18 protein-coding genes are annotated in these 14,089 nt (G+C 67.8%); 1 reads left to right on the top strand and 17 read right to left on the bottom strand.

Annotated features, from left to right (window positions below; all coding sequences use genetic code 11):
• Positions 1-104: 104 nt before the first annotated feature.
• The 7 genes from hisA to KW843_RS02150 are packed head-to-tail and all read right to left on the bottom strand — an operon-like array spanning position 105 to position 5,585.
• Positions 105-845, bottom strand: a complete 741-nt coding sequence (gene hisA, locus KW843_RS02180) for a 1-(5-phosphoribosyl)-5-[(5-phosphoribosylamino)methylideneamino]imidazole-4-carboxamide isomerase (protein ID WP_218293448.1) — start codon at positions 843-845, stop codon at positions 105-107.
• Between the two features lie 56 nt (positions 846-901).
• Positions 902-1,579: an imidazole glycerol phosphate synthase subunit HisH gene (gene hisH / locus KW843_RS02175; RefSeq protein ID WP_218293447.1), complete on the bottom strand. Its 678-nt coding sequence runs from the start codon at positions 1,577-1,579 to the stop codon at positions 902-904.
• 52 nt (positions 1,580-1,631) lie between these two features.
• On the bottom strand, positions 1,632-2,267 hold the full coding sequence (gene hisB / locus KW843_RS02170) for an imidazoleglycerol-phosphate dehydratase HisB (protein WP_218293446.1): 636 nt from the start codon (positions 2,265-2,267) through the stop codon (positions 1,632-1,634).
• Positions 2,264-3,385: a histidinol-phosphate transaminase gene (locus KW843_RS02165; protein ID WP_218293445.1), complete on the bottom strand. Its 1,122-nt coding sequence runs from the start codon at positions 3,383-3,385 to the stop codon at positions 2,264-2,266. Before KW843_RS02165 ends, hisB begins: the two co-directional genes overlap by 4 nt.
• Positions 3,382-3,834, bottom strand: a complete 453-nt coding sequence (locus KW843_RS02160) for a PIN domain-containing protein (protein WP_218293444.1) — start codon at positions 3,832-3,834, stop codon at positions 3,382-3,384. The genes KW843_RS02165 and KW843_RS02160 overlap by 4 nt, the downstream gene beginning before the upstream one ends.
• Positions 3,835-3,848: 14 nt before the next feature.
• Complete coding sequence (locus KW843_RS02155) at positions 3,849-4,073, bottom strand: CopG family transcriptional regulator (protein WP_218293443.1); 225 nt, start codon at positions 4,071-4,073, stop codon at positions 3,849-3,851.
• 57 nt (positions 4,074-4,130) lie between these two features.
• The gene (locus KW843_RS02150; RefSeq protein ID WP_218293442.1) at positions 4,131-5,585 is read right to left on the bottom strand and encodes a PLP-dependent aminotransferase family protein; all 1,455 of its coding nucleotides are present in this window, start codon (positions 5,583-5,585) and stop codon (positions 4,131-4,133) included.
• A gap of 151 nt (positions 5,586-5,736) precedes the next feature.
• Here KW843_RS02150 and KW843_RS02145 point away from each other — a divergent pair, with 151 nt between their 5' ends.
• A complete protein-coding gene (locus KW843_RS02145; RefSeq protein WP_218293441.1) occupies positions 5,737-6,150 on the top strand; it encodes a DUF2917 domain-containing protein in 414 nt (137 codons plus the stop codon).
• Here KW843_RS02145 and hisD read toward each other — a convergent pair.
• From hisD to mlaD, 10 genes are all read right to left on the bottom strand, one after another.
• Positions 6,137-7,522 (bottom strand): histidinol dehydrogenase, encoded by a 1,386-nt coding sequence (hisD, locus tag KW843_RS02140; RefSeq protein WP_218293440.1) that lies wholly within the window; start codon positions 7,520-7,522, stop codon positions 6,137-6,139. The two genes, KW843_RS02145 and hisD, sit on opposite strands and share 14 nt — an antisense overlap.
• A 22-nt stretch (positions 7,523-7,544) precedes the next feature.
• On the bottom strand, positions 7,545-8,204 hold the full coding sequence (gene hisG, locus KW843_RS02135) for an ATP phosphoribosyltransferase (protein ID WP_370627805.1): 660 nt from the start codon (positions 8,202-8,204) through the stop codon (positions 7,545-7,547).
• Complete coding sequence (gene murA / locus KW843_RS02130; RefSeq protein WP_218293439.1) at positions 8,201-9,475, bottom strand: UDP-N-acetylglucosamine 1-carboxyvinyltransferase; 1,275 nt, start codon at positions 9,473-9,475, stop codon at positions 8,201-8,203. The genes hisG and murA overlap by 4 nt, the downstream gene beginning before the upstream one ends.
• An 86-nt stretch (positions 9,476-9,561) precedes the next feature.
• Entirely contained in the window at positions 9,562-9,804 is a 243-nt protein-coding gene (locus KW843_RS02125) for a BolA family protein (protein WP_218293438.1), read from the bottom strand.
• Between the two features lies 1 nt (position 9,805).
• Positions 9,806-10,561 carry an ABC transporter permease gene (locus KW843_RS02120; protein ID WP_218293437.1) on the bottom strand — a complete coding sequence of 252 codons (756 nt, stop codon included), beginning with the start codon at positions 10,559-10,561 and terminating at the stop codon, positions 9,806-9,808.
• The gene (locus KW843_RS02115; RefSeq protein ID WP_218293436.1) at positions 10,558-11,583 is read right to left on the bottom strand and encodes an ABC transporter ATP-binding protein; all 1,026 of its coding nucleotides are present in this window, start codon (positions 11,581-11,583) and stop codon (positions 10,558-10,560) included. Before KW843_RS02115 ends, KW843_RS02120 begins: the two co-directional genes overlap by 4 nt.
• A 92-nt stretch (positions 11,584-11,675) precedes the next feature.
• Positions 11,676-11,948 (bottom strand): lipid asymmetry maintenance protein MlaB, encoded by a 273-nt coding sequence (locus KW843_RS02110; RefSeq protein WP_218293435.1) that lies wholly within the window; start codon positions 11,946-11,948, stop codon positions 11,676-11,678.
• A gap of 56 nt (positions 11,949-12,004) precedes the next feature.
• Positions 12,005-12,655 carry a phospholipid-binding protein MlaC gene (locus tag KW843_RS02105; protein ID WP_218293434.1) on the bottom strand — a complete coding sequence of 217 codons (651 nt, stop codon included), beginning with the start codon at positions 12,653-12,655 and terminating at the stop codon, positions 12,005-12,007.
• A gap of 161 nt (positions 12,656-12,816) precedes the next feature.
• The gene (locus tag KW843_RS02100) at positions 12,817-13,587 is read right to left on the bottom strand and encodes a VacJ family lipoprotein (RefSeq protein WP_370627806.1); all 771 of its coding nucleotides are present in this window, start codon (positions 13,585-13,587) and stop codon (positions 12,817-12,819) included.
• Between the two features lie 5 nt (positions 13,588-13,592).
• Positions 13,593-14,087 carry an outer membrane lipid asymmetry maintenance protein MlaD gene (gene mlaD / locus KW843_RS02095; protein ID WP_218293432.1) on the bottom strand — a complete coding sequence of 165 codons (495 nt, stop codon included), beginning with the start codon at positions 14,085-14,087 and terminating at the stop codon, positions 13,593-13,595.
• Positions 14,088-14,089: the final 2 nt, after the last annotated feature.

Raw genomic sequence — 14,089 nt, 5'->3', positions numbered from 1 at the left:
TTCGTTGATGGGGCGCTGCCGAGGCCAGCAGACGCCGTGGAACTGGCTCCGCCAGGCCACTGGCGTCGTCCCCCTGGGGGGAAGCGGCACAGCCGCTCAAGGGGTCACCCGTTCAGTTCGTCAGCCCGCGCTTGCGCAGCTGCAAAGTCCAGGTCGCCACTGTAGATGGCGCGGCCGCAGATCACACCTTCAACGCCCTCGCCTTCCACCGCGCACAGCTGCTCGATGTCGGCCATGTTGGACAGACCGCCCGAGGCGATGACGGGGATGCTCAGCGCCTGCGCCAGCTTCACCGTGGCATCGATGTTGATGCCCGAAAGCATGCCGTCGCGGCCGATGTCGGTGTAGATGATGGATTCGACGCCCCAGTCCTCGAACTTCTTGGCGAGGTCCACCACTTCGTGGCCGGTGAGCTTGCTCCAGCCGTCGGTGGCGACCTTGCCGTCCTTGGCATCCAGGCCCACGATGATGTGGCCGCCAAAGGCACTGCACGCGTCCTTCAGGAAGCCGGGGTTCTTGACCGCCGCCGTGCCGATGATCACGTAGCGCAGGCCGCCGTCGATGTATTTCTCGATGGTGTCCAGGTCACGGATGCCGCCGCCGAGCTGCACCGGGATGTCGTCGCCCACCTCCTGGAGGATGGACTTGATGGCGGTGTAGTTCTTGGGCACGCCCGCGAAGGCGCCGTTCAGGTCCACCAGGTGCAGGCGGCGCGCACCGGCATCCACCCACTTGCGCGCCATGGCGGCAGGGTCTTCTCCGAAGGTGGTGGATTGGTCCATATCGCCTTGCTTGAGGCGTACGCAGTGGCCGTCCTTGAGGTCGATGGCGGGGATGAGCAGCATGGTGGTGAAGTTCGGGAGGAAAAGGGCGAGGCAGGGCTCGGCCCGAACGGGTTGGATTAGGGATTCCAGTGCAGAAAATTGCGGTACAGGGCCAGGCCGTGCTCCGCGCTCTTTTCAGGGTGAAATTGCGTGGCGAAAATATTATCGCGCGCAACGGCGGCGGCGAACACACCGCCGTAGTCCGCCAGCCCCGCGCAGTGGGCCGCGTCTCGCGGCACCGCATAGAAACTGTGCACGAAGTAGAAGTAGCTGTGGTCGGGCACGCCGGCCCACACCGGGTGCACCTTGCCCCCGTGCGGCACCTGGCGCACCTGGTTCCAGCCCATCTGGGGCACCTTGTAGCGGCTGCCGTCGGGCTGGGTGCGGCCCGCCAGGTCGAACTTGCGCACATCGCCGTGGATCAGCGACAGGCCGGGCGTTCCTCCATGGGGGCCCTCGGCACTGTGGTCCAGCAGCATCTGCATGCCCACGCACACGCCGAACATCGGCTTGGCGGCGGCCGCTTCGAGCACGGATTCCTGCAGGCCGGATTCGCGCAGCTCGCGCATGCAGTCGGGCATGGCGCCCTGCCCCGGCAGCACGATGCGCTGCGCCGCGCGCACGTCCTCGGGACGCTGCGTGACGACCACGGTCCAGCCGGTGCCCTCTGCGGCGGCCTGCACGGCCTGCGACACCGAGCGCAGGTTGCCCATGCCGTAGTCCACGACCGCAACGGTTTTTGCTTCCATATTCATAGCTATTGGCGCTTATTCATCAAGCGTTAGCGCTTGATCTGGCTCAAAAATTTCACAAGGAGCCCTTGGTGGACGGAATGACGCCCACCGAGCGCGGATCGCGCTCCAGCGCCGCGCGCAGCGTGCGCCCGAAGGCCTTGAAGATGGTCTCGCACTGGTGGTGGGCGTTGATGCCCTTGAGGTTGTCGATGTGCAGCGTGACGCCCGCGTGGTTCACGAAGCCCTGGAAGAACTCGTACACCAGCTGCGTATCGAGCTGGCCGATGCTGCCGGCCGTGAACTTCACGTCGATGTGCAGCCCCGGGCGGCCCGAAAAATCGACCACCACGCGCGACAGCGCTTCGTCGAGCGGCACGTAGGCGTGGCCGTAGCGGCGGATGCCCTTCTTGTCGCCCACGGCGCGCGCAAAGGCCTGGCCCAGCGTGATGCCCACATCTTCGACCGTGTGGTGGCCGTCGATGTGCAGGTCGCCTTCGCAGTCGATGTCGAGGTCGATCAACCCGTGGCGGGCGATCTGGTCGAGCATGTGGTCGAAGAAGCCGATGCCGGTGGAAAGCTTGGCCTGGCCCGTGCCGTCGAGGTTGATGCGCACGCGGATGCGCGTCTCGGCGGTGTTGCGGCTGACCTCGGCGATGCGGTCGGCCAGGGGATCGGGCGTTGCGGAAGTGACGAGTGCGGAGGAAGTCATAGGGAGGCTTGCAGGGCGGCGAGCATCTGCGCGTTGTCGGAGGCGGCGCCCACCGTGAGGCGCAGGCAGTTGGCCAGCAATGGGTGCATTGTAGAAACGTTCTTGACCAGGACCTTGCGGTTTTTCATGCCCTCGTACGCCCGGGCGGAATCCGCCACACGGACGAGGATCATGTTGGCCTCGCTGTCCCAGCATTTTTCGATGCCGGGGATCTGCCGCAGGGCCGCCAGGAGCTTCGTGCGCTCGGCGCGGATCTCGGCGGCCTGCCCGGCGAACACGTCGGCGTGCTCCAGCGCGAACAGCGCGGCCTCGCAGTTGAGCACGCTCACGTTGTAGGGCGGGCGCACCTTGTCGATCTCGCTCACGAACGCGGCGGGGCCGATGAGGTAGCCCAGTCGCACGCCCGCCAGGCCGAACTTGCTGAGCGTGCGCATGAGCAGCACGTGGGCGTTGCGGGCTGGCTCGGCCCGCATGCGGTCGATGAAGGTGCGGCTGGCAAAGGGCTGGTAGGCCTCGTCCATGACCACGATGCCGCCCTGCGCGCCCGCGGCGTCGACGATGCGCTGCACCGCGCCCTCGTCCCACAGCGTGGCCGTGGGGTTGTTCGGGTAGGCGATGTAGGTGATGGCGGGGTTGTGCTGCGCGATGGCGGCCAGCATGGCGGGCTCATCCAGCTCGAAATCGGGCGTGAGCGGCACACCCACAAAATCCAGGCCCTGCAGTTGCGCGGACAGCGGGTACATCACGAAGCCCGGCATGGGCGCCAGCATGGTGGCGCGCTGGCCCGTGCCGGGTTGCGCGCAGGCCAGGGCCAGCAGGGTGATGAGTTCGTCCGAGCCGTTGCCCAGCACGATGCCGTAGCCCTCGGGCAGGCCGGCGTATTGGGCCAGCGCGGCCTTCAGGTCCAGCAGGCGGTCGCCTGGGTAGCGGTTGAGCGCGACCGCGCCCAGGCGCTGGCCCAGCGCGGCCTGCAGGTGCGCGGGCAGGCGGAACGGGTTCTCCATCGCGTCCATCTTGAGCATGCCGGCGGAAGGCTGCACGCCGTAGGCGTGCATGGCGCGCACGTCGGGGCGGATGCGGGCCAGGGCCTGGAGGGGAGACGACGCGGGAGTAGTCATTCGGTGGTGTCCAGTTCGTTGGGGGTGATGAGAAACGGGTTGATGGGGCGCACGGCGTCCAGGGGCTCGCCGTGCGGCAGGGCTTCGGTCAACAGGTAGCGGCAGCCCTGCTGGTGGGCGGACGAGAGGATGAGCGCATCCCAGTAGCCCAGGCGGTAGCGGTCCTGCAGGTCCCAGGCGCCGTCCACGGTGTAGGAGTCCAGGTGCGGCGGCAGCCACACGCGCAGGCGGCGCACCTGGGCGCGCACCTGCTGCAGCACCTGCGGGCCGTCAAAGCGCTGGATCGCCTGGTTGTACAGCTCGTTGAGCACCTGCGAGCTGATGCGGCCGCTGCGCGTCTGCCAGCAAAAGCTGATCCATTCGCGGGCCCGCGCCTGGCGCTCGGCGTCGCGGTCGTCCACGCTGGCCAGCAGGATTTCGGTATCGACAAAGATGGGGACGGTGCTCATGGGTATTGCACCGCTCAGCGCAGAAACAGGGTCTCGCGGGGCACGTACGGTCCGCTGGACGCGCCCCAGGATTCGAACCCCAGCGCCTCGCGCATGGCCTGGGCGTAAGCGTCTTCCTGGCGCATCTTTTCGCCCAGCCATTCCCCCAGCAGGCGCGAGACGCTGCTGCCGCGCCTGGCGGCTTCCACGCGCACCCATTCGGCGACGGTGTCGTCCATGGTCACGGTGATGTTTTTCATGGCTGAAATATTACACGAACTTCGTGCATCACGAACTTCGTGTTGTTTTCTGGGCGGTTACGCGGCCTTGAGCTGTGTCCCTGCCCGCAGCATCTGGCACGCCATGTCGCCCACGGTGCGCAGGGCCGCCAGATGGGCAGGCGACCAGTCACCGCCCACGCCAATGCGCAGGCAGTTGCGAAACCGCCCGCTGGCGCTGAACACCGTGCCGGGCGCGATCAGGATCTGCTGCGCCAGGCAGGCCTCGTGCAGCTGCACCGAATCGAGCGCGCGCGGCAGCTCCAGCCACAGCAGCAGCCCGCCGGGCGGGTCGCTCACCCGGGTGCCCTGCGGAAAGTGCGCGGCGATGATGCGGCGCACCTCGTCCATGCGCGCGGCCACGGCCGCGCGCAGCTGGCGCATCGCGGCGGCATGGCCGGCCTGGGTGATGAGGTCGGCCAGCGCCAGCTCCAGCACGGCCGACTGCCCGCCCGCCTGCAGGTCCTTGATGGCGCGCAGCTTGTCGGCCCAGCGCCCGGCTTCCAGCCAGCCCAGGCGCAGGCCCGGCGCCAGCGTCTTGGAAAACGAATCGCACAGCATCACGTGGCCCGTGGTGTCGTACGACTTGACGGTGCGGCGCATCTCGTCCACCTCCACGAGGTCGTTGTAGATCGCGTCCTCGATCACCGCCATGCCATGGCGCGCCGCCATCTGCGCCAGGCGCTTGCGCTCGGCCTGCGGCATGCAGCTGCCCAGCGGGTTGCTGAGCGTGGGGACGATCATCACGGCCTTGACCGGCTGGGTTTCCAGCGCCAGCTGCAGCGCATCCAGCGACAGGCCGTTGCGCGGGTGGGTGGGAATCTCCAGCGCCTTGAGGTGCAGGCCCTGCAGCACCTCCAGAAAGGAGAAATGCGTGGGCGACTCCAGCGCCACCACGTCGCCCGGCTGGGTGACGGCGCGCAGGCACAGCGCAATGGAGTCCATGCAGCCGCCGGTGACCACGATGTTCTCGGGGTCGAGGCTGCAGCCCAGGCCCACGGCGTAGCGCGCGATGGCGCGGCGGGCGTCTTCGTGGCCCGAGGAGCTGGGGTAGGTGCACAGCAGGTTGCGGTGGCGCTGCGCGGCGCGCACGACGGCGCGGCGCACGCGGTCGGGGTTGAACAGCTCGGGGCCGGGCGTGCCGCTGCTGTACGAGATCATGTCCACCGGCTGGTTGCGGCCCAGGATGCGCTGGCCCAGCCAGTCCACAGACACCTCGCGCGGGCGGCGCAGGGGGCGCGGCGTGCTGGGCTCGGGCAGGCTCACCGGTCGCGCCGCGACGAAGAAGCCCGAGCGCGGGCGCGCGGTGATCAGGCGCGCATCCTCGAGCCAGTGGTAGGCCTGCACCACCGTGGTCTGCGCCACGGCATGCTGGCGCGCCAGCTCGCGCACCGACGGCAGCTTTTCGCCGCGCGCCAGGGTGCCATTGCGGATCAGCTGCGCGAGCTGCTCGGCGATCTGCAGGTACAGCGGGGGTGCGTCATCGGTGGCCATGCTGCATTCTGTACTGGCACCCTGGCCGGAAGACAGTACAGAGGCGGGCCAGTACAACCAGTACAGATGGGCTGGTACATGGTTCTGTACTGGCCCAGATGGTCCATGCCTGTGGCTGGCGGCGCACGGCGGGTGGCCGCACAGTGAAGGCATGAACTCGCTGCACACCCCCACCCTCCCGTCGCCCGCTCTGCCGACCCAGCCAGCGGTCCCGCTCACCCTGCAATGGAAGCGCCAGCCGCTGCCGCCGCTGCAGGCCGTCCAGGTGCTGGACTTCCGTGCGGGCGACATGGCCCTGCTCGAAGTGGAACAAGGCCGCGTGTGGGTGACCTGCGACGGCCTGCTGGAAGACTATTTCCTGGAGGCCGGCCAGCGCCTGTCGTTCACCGGGCCCGTGCGGCTGCGCGTGAGCGCCGAAGGCCACCGGCCCGCCCGCCTGAACTGGGCGAAGCACCGGTCCGTGGCAGGGGCCGCCTGCCCGCCCGCCCCCGCTGCAGCCTCTCAGCCCAAGGCGACGGCACCCGCGCCAGGCACCCTGCCACGGGGTGCGATCAGCGCGGCTTGAGGGGCGTCGTCAGCCGCATCTCTGCCGCCTGCGCGTGGGCCTGCAGGCCCTCGCCGTAGGCCAGCTCGGCCGCGATGGTGCCCAGCACCTGGGCACCGGCCTCGCTCACCTCGATGAGGCTGCTGCGCTTCTGGAAGTCGTACACGCCCAGTGGGGACGAGAAGCGTGCGGTGCCGCTGGTGGGCAGCACGTGGTTGGGGCCCGCGCAGTAGTCGCCCAGGCTCTCGGAGGTATAGGCCCCCAGGAAGATCGCGCCGGCGTGGCGCAGCAGCGGCTCCCAGCGGTGCGGGTCGGTGCTACTCACTTCCAGGTGTTCCGGTGCGATGCGGTTGCTGATGGCGCAGGCTTCTTCCATGTCCTTGGTGAGGATCAGCGCGCCCCGGCCGGTGAGGCTCTTAGCGATGATCTCGGCGCGCGGCATGGTGGGCAGCAGGCGGTCGATCTCGCGCTGCACGGCGTCGAGGTAGGCGGCGTCGGGGCACAGCAGGATGCTCTGGGCCAGCTCGTCGTGTTCGGCCTGTGAAAACAGGTCCATCGCCACCCAGTCGGGCGGCGTGCTGCCGTCGGCCAGCACCAGGATTTCGCTGGGGCCCGCGATCATGTCGATGCCCACCGTGCCGAACACGCGCTTCTTGGCGCTGGCCACGTAGGCGTTGCCGGGGCCGGTGATCTTGTCCACCTTGGGCACGGTTTCGGTGCCGTACGCCAGCGCGGCCACGGCCTGCGCGCCGCCGATGGTGAAGGCGCGCGTGACGCCCGCCACGTAGGCAGCCGCCAGCACCAGGTCGTTGCGCTCGCCCTTGTCGGATGCAAGCTGCGCGCCCGAGCCACCCGTGGCCACGCTGCCGCGCACGGGCGTGGGCACGACCATGATGATTTCCTGCACGCCGGCCACGTGGGCCGGGATGGCGTTCATCAGCAGGCTGGACGGGTACGCGGCCTTGCCACCGGGCACGTAGATGCCCACGCGGTCCAGCGGCGTGACCTTCTGGCCCAGCAGCGTGCCGTCCTCGTCGCGGTAGCTCCAGCTCTCGCCCGAGGCTTTTTTCTGCGCCTCGTGGTAGCTGCGCACGCGTTTGGCGGCAGCCTGCAGCGCGTCGCGCTGGGCCTCTGGAATGGCGTCGAACGCGGCCTTGAAGTCGGCCTGGGTCAGCTCCAGCGCCGCCATATCGGGGGCCGAGAGGCCATCGAAACGGGCGGTGTACTCCAGCACCGCGGCGTCACCGCGCTTTTGCACGTCGGCGAGGATGTCGGCCACGCGCTGCTCGATGGCCGCGTCGGTGTCGGCCGACCAGTGCAGGCGGGCTGCGAAATCAGCCTCGAAAGTGGCCGCAGCGGTGGACAGACGGGCGGGAGCAGCTACCAGAGTCATAGTGTCAGTCAGTGGGTGGGGGTCAATTCTTTTCCGCAGGAATGGCCGAGGCGAACGCATCGATGATGCGGCGCAGCGGCGCCTGCTTGAGCTTGAGCGCGGCCTGGTTGACCACGAGGTGCGAGCTGATGTCCATGATGCGCTCGACCTCCACCAGGTGGTTGGCCTTGAGCGTGTTGCCGGTGGAGACCAGGTCCACGATGGCATCGGCCAGCCCGGTGAGCGGTGCGAGTTCCATGCTGCCGTAGAGCTTGATCATGTCCACGTGCACGCCCTTGGTCGCGAAGAAGTCGCGCGCGATGCTGGTGTACTTGGTGGCGACCTTCAGGCGCGAACCCTGCTTGACGGCACGGGCGTAGTCGAAATCGTTGCGCACGGCCACGCTCACGCGGCACTTGGCGATCTGCAGGTCCAGCGGCTGGTACAGGCCCTGGCCGCCGTGTTCGATGAGCGTGTCCTTGCCGGTCACGCCGATGTCGGCGCCGCCGTACTGCACGTAAGTGGGCACATCGGTCGCGCGCACCAGCACCACGCGCACGTTGGGCTGGTTGGTGGGCAGGATCAGCTTGCGCGACTTTTCGGGGTCTTCCAGCACCTCGATGCCGGCGGCGGCGAGCAAAGGCAGGGTTTCGTCGAAGATGCGGCCTTTGGAAAGCGCCAGGGTAATCATGCTGCTGCTCATGCTGTGATCCGTTCAATGTCCGCGCCGATGCCGCGCAATTTCGCTTCCATGCAGTCGTAGCCGCGGTCCAGATGGTAGATGCGGTCCACCATGGTTTCGCCGTCGGCCACCAGGCCCGCGATGACCAGGCTGGCCGAGGCGCGCAGGTCGGTGGCCATCACGGTGGCGCCCGACAGGCGGGGCACGCCCTCGATGATGGCGACCTTGCCGTCGGTCTGGATCTTGGCACCCAGGCGCACCAGCTCGTCGACGTGCATGAAGCGGTTTTCAAAAATCGTCTCGGTCACCGTGGCCGTGCCCTGCGCGATGCAGTCGAGCGCCATGAACTGCGCCTGCATGTCGGTGGGAAAGCCGGGGTACTCGGTGGTGCGAAAGCCCTGCGCCTTGAGCGTGGCGCCGCCCGCGCTCTGCACGCGGATGCCGCCGTCGACGGCCTGCACCTGCACACCGGCCTCGCGCAGCTTCTCGATCACGGCGTCCAGGTGGTCGGCGCGGCCATGGCGCAGCACCACGTCGCCGCCCGTGGCGGCCACGGCGCACAGGAAGGTGCCGGCCTCGATGCGGTCGGCCACCACGCGGTGGGTGCAGCCGTGCAGCTTCTCGACGCCCTGGATGCGGATGCGGCTGGTGCCGTGGCCTTCGATCTTCGCGCCCATGGCGATCAGCATCTCGGCCAGGTCGGAGATCTCGGGCTCCTGCGCGGCGTTCTCCAGCACGGTCTCGCCCTCGGCCAGCGCGGCGGCCATGAGGAAGTTCTCGGTGCCCGTCACCGTGACCATGTCGGTGGTGATGCGCGCGCCCTTCAGTCGCGTCCAGCCTGCGGGCAGCTTGGCGATCATGTAGCCGTGCTCGACCACGATGTCGGCGCCCATGGCGGCCAGGCCCTTGATGTGCTGGTCCACCGGGCGCGAGCCGATGGCGCAGCCGCCGGGCAGCGACACCGTGGCCTCGCCGAAGCGCGCCAGCAGCGGGCCCAGCGCGAGCACCGAGGCGCGCATGGTCTTGACCAGCTCGTACGGCGCCTCGGGCGTGTTCAGGCCGCTGGCATCGATGCGCACCGTGCCATCGTCGGCACGCGCGGCCGCCACGCCCATGTTGCGGATCAGTGTGAGCATGGTGCTCACGTCCTGCAGCTGCGGCACGTTCAGCAGCGTGACTGGCTCGGCCGTGAGCAGCGCGGCGCACAACTCCGGCAGGGCGGCGTTCTTGGCGCCGGATACCAGCACCTCGCCATGCAGGCGGCGGCCGCCGCGGATCAGGAGTTTGTCCATCTCGAAACCAGAAATATGAATAAAAAGTGCCGCCAGCGCTTTTCCATCAAGCGCAGGCAGCTATTAAAAGAGGAGCATTCCAGCAATCACCGGGGCTGCGCGGCCCATTCAGCGGGCGTGAAGGTCTTCATCGACAGCGCATGCACCTCGTCGGTGTGCATTTTGGCGCCCAGCGTGGCGTACACGCGCTGGTGCCGCTGGATGGCGCGCCGGCCCTCGAATTCGGCCGAGACGATGGTGGCGTACCAGTGGCGGCCGTCACCCTCGAGCGCGATGTGCTCGCAGGCCAGGCCAGCGGCGATGATGTCTTTGAGTTGGTCTGCGGTCATGTCAATTCCGAATTTTGTAGCCGGTGCGCAGCAGGTGGACCGCCAGGGCACTCACGGCCAGCCAGGCCACGCCCACGATGGAGAGACTGAGCCACGGCGAGGTATCGCTCTGGCCAAAGAAGCCGTAGCGGAAACCGTCGATCATGTAGAAGAACGGGTTGAGGTGGCTCACGGTCTGCCAGAAGGGCGGCAGCGACTGGATGGAATAGAACACGCCCGAGAGGAACGTCATCGGCACCACCACGAAGTTCTGGAACGCCGCGAGCTGGTCGAACTTGTCGGCCCACAGCCCGGCAATCAGCCCCAGCGTGGCCAGCAAGGCCGCCCCCAGGAAGGCGAACGCAAGAATCCACAGCGGCGCGGCGAACTCGGGCCGGGCGAACGCCAGCGTGACGATGAACACCCCCAGCCCCACCACCAGCCCGCGCACGATGGACGAGCCCACATAGGCCAGGAACCAGGCCCAGTGCGACAGCGGCGTGAGCAGCACGAACACCAGGCTGCCCATGATCTTGCTCTGGATCAGGCTCGACGAGCTGTTGGCGAAGGCGTTCTGCAGCACGCTCATCATCACGAGGCCCGGCACCAGGAAGGCGGTGTAGCTGATGCGGTCGTAGACCTTCACATGGTCTTCGAGCACGTGGCCGAAGATCAGCAGGTACAGCACGGCCGTGAGCACGGGCGCGGCCACGGTCTGGAAGCTCACCTTCCAGAAGCGCAGCACCTCCTTGTAGAACAGGGTCTGCCAGCCGGTCATCGTTGTGCTCCCACGCTCGGCACTGCGGTCTCCGCGCCGCCCCCCAAGGGGACTGCGCCCTGCCTGGGGCGGCCCGGCGCTGCGGCAGCCTCCACCCCCGCCAGAGGAATATTGGATGCCGAGGTGCCCGACATCACCTGCAGGAAAACGTCTTCCAGGTCGGGCCGGCGGATCTCCATGTCATGCACGTCCACGCCCGCCACCCGCAGCGCGGCCAGATGGCTTTCGATCTCGGCCGCGTCGTGCGCGGGCAACTGCACGATGCGGCCCGTGACGCGGGCGAGCGCGTTGAGCGAAGGCGGCAGGACCGCATCGGTCTTGAACTGCAGGATGCTGCCGGAGGCCGCCTGCAGCAGCTCGCTCGTGCGGTTCAGGGCCACGATGCGGCCCGACTTGAGCATGGCGATGCGGCCACACAGGGCCTCGGCTTCTTCCAGATAGTGCGTGGTCAGCAGCACGGTGTGGCCTTCCTTGTTCAGGCGCGCCACGAAATGCCAGAGCGTCTGGCGCAACTCCACGTCCACGCCCGCAGTGGGCTCGTCGAGCACGATGATGGGTGGCTTGTGCACCAGCGCCTGCGCCACGAGCACGCGGCGCTTCATGCCGCCCGACAGCTGGCGCATGTTGGCCGTGGCCTTGTCGGCCAGGCCCAGGTTTTCCAGCAGTTCGTCGATCCAGGCTTCGTTGTTCTTCACGCCGAAGTAGCCAGACTGGATGCGCAGCGACTCGCGCACGTTGAAGAAAGGGTCGAACACCAGCTCCTGCGGCACCACGCCCAGCTTGCGGCGCGCCTGGGCAAAGTCGGCCTGCACGTCGCTGCCCTGCACCAGCACACGGCCGCTGCTGGCACGGGCCAGGCCCGCGAGAATGCTGATGAGGGTGGTCTTGCCGGCACCGTTGGGGCCCAGGAGCCCGAAGAACTCGCCCTCCTCGATGTCCAGGCTGACCTGGTTCAGTGCCTGGAAAGGGCCTTTGGGCGTGGCAAAGGTCTTGGAGATGGCTTGGAATGAGACTGCGGGCATGAAGCCCCTGATTTTACGGCCTTGCACCAAAGAGCGCCGACCGGGGTCTGGCACGGCCCCTGGGCCGTCGCCGGCCCGGCCTGCCGCCGCTGTCAGGACGCTGGCGCGAGCAGCGTGCCCACGCCATACAGCCCCGCCAGGCTGCGCAGGGCGGCGGGCAGGCCTTGGACGGCAAAGGTCTTGCCATCGTCGATCGCTTCGCGCCGGCATTCGAGCAGCACCGCCAGCGCCGACGTGTCAAACACCGCCAGCGCATGGGCATCCACCATGACGCAGGGCTCGCGGTGCGCCTTCAGGCCCTGCAGCAGCATGTGCAGGCACACCGTGGCCTGGCGGTGGGTCAGTTCGGCGGGCAATACCAGCATGTCAGTGCCCCATGGTGCCGCGCGCCGGCCGCGGCGCATGAAACCGGTGTGCCATTTCAGCCCTTGGCGCCGGCATTGCTCTTGTTGCGGGCCACCAGGGTCTCGATCAGGCCGTCGATGCCCTTGGCGTTGATCTCCTGCGCGAACTGGCCGCGGTAGGTTTCCACCAGCCACACGCCCAGCACGTTCAGGTTGTAGATTTTCCAGCCCGCACCGTCGCCGGGGGTTTTTTCCAGCCGGTAGTCCAGCTGGATCGGATCGCCACGGCCGACGATTTCGGTGCGCACCAGCACGTCCTTGTCCTCCGGGGCGGCCCGCAGGGGCTTGACCTGGATGGTCTGGTCGTTCACCTGCGCCAGCGCCCCCGCGTAGGTGCGCACCAGCAGGACCTTGAACTCGTCCTGCAGGCGTTTTTGCTGCTCGGGGGTGGCCTGGCGCCAGCCGGGGCCCACCGCCGCGGCGGTCATGCGGCGGAAGTTCACGTTGGGCATCACGGTCTTGTCCACCAGCGCGATGATCTTTGCCAAGTCGCCGCTCTGGATGGCCTTGTCCGCCTTCACGGTGCTGAGCACATCGGCCGACAGGCGCTTGATCAGCGCATCGGGAGCTTCATCCGCGGCCAGGGCGGCCAGGGGCGCGGCGCCCAGCGCGGCCACGGCCGTCAGGCACAGGGCCATGTGGCCCAGGGTACGTCGGTTCATCGTCATGATGTCTTCTACTTTCTCGGGAGCTGCGGGCGCCGGTGGCACCCGGCGTTCATTCATTGTGGGCGGCCAGCGCAGGCCCCGTGCGTCGCGCGGGTTGCGGATTGCAAGCAAGTGCAACACGCCTGCCCCGGGCATGGCCCGCCACGGATTGCGCCACCGCCTCAGCGCGGAGGCTCTTCGGGCAACACGCCATCATTGGCGTTGCGCTCGTCCTTGTCGTCGCCATTTTGCGCCGTGCCCGCCTGCTGCTGGCTGCGCACCTGCAGGAACACGTCGCGGGTGAAGCTGTACTTGTCCAGGGCGGCGCTGTCGAGCACGGACCCCGCGCGCAGCAGGTTGGCGCGCACATCCACGGCACGCAGTGCATACAGCGCATTGCGGGCCGATACCGGGTCCACATAGCTCACCGCGTTGCCCTTCCAGTCGACGGGCAGGGCCAGCGTGTCGCGCACGGTGGAGGGGCCCAGGATCGGCAGCACCAGGTATGGGCCCGTGCCCATGCCCCAGTACCCCAGCGTGAGGCCGAAATCCTGCTTGTAGCGGTCGATGCCCAGTTCGCTGGCGATATCGAGCACGCCGCCCAGGCCCATGAAGGTGTTCACGTTGACGCGCATGAAGGTGGACGCGGCGGCTTCCGCCCGCAATTGCAGCACGTTGTTCACGAACGACCACACATCTCCCACGTTGGCGAAGAAGTTGCTGACGCCCGTGCGCACCGGTGCGGGCGTGGCTTCCTTGTAGGCAATCGCCACCGGCTTGAGCACCATCGCATCGACCTGCTCGTTGAAGTTGGTCATGCTGCGGTTGTAGGACTCCAGCGGGTCGCGCGGGTCCGGGTTGGCCACCGTGGCGCAGCCCGTGAGCAGTGCCGCTCCCAGCAGAAAGGCCAGCCACGCGGCGGCGCGGGCGGCGGGTTGGGAAAGCTTGGTCATCGTCGTCATTTCTTGTCACCTGCCCCTGCGGGCTTGCTGTTGCTGCCGTCTTCGGCCTTGTTGTAGAGGAATTGTCCGATCAGGTTCTCGAGGACCACGGCCGACTGCGTGGCGGTGACCATGTCGCCCGCCACCAGGTTCTTCTCGTCGGCACCGGCCTCGATGCCGATGTACTGTTCACCCAGCAGGCCGCTGGTGAGGATCTTGAGGGAGCTGTCCTTGGGGAAAGCGTAGCGGTTTTCCATCGCCAGCGTCACCCGCGCCTGGTAAGTCTTGTCGTCGAACGTGATGGACTCCACACGGCCCACCACCACGCCGGCACCGCGCACCGCGGCCTGGGGCTTGAGGCCGCCAATGTTGTCAAAGCGCGCGGTGATGCGGTAGCCGGGCTGGAAGTTCAGGCTCAGCAGGTTGGCCGACTGCAGCGCCAGGAAGACCAGCGCCACCGTGCCGAGCATGACGAACAGCCCTACCCAGAGATCGTTTTTGGATGGTTGCATTG

Origin of the sequence: Acidovorax sp. sif1233 (assembly GCF_019218755.1) — a bacterium.
Classification (GTDB): Bacteria; Pseudomonadota; Gammaproteobacteria; order Burkholderiales; family Burkholderiaceae_C; genus Acidovorax.
Note: the sequence above shows the minus strand (reverse complement) of the source record. Positions and strands in the feature narration are given on the sequence as shown.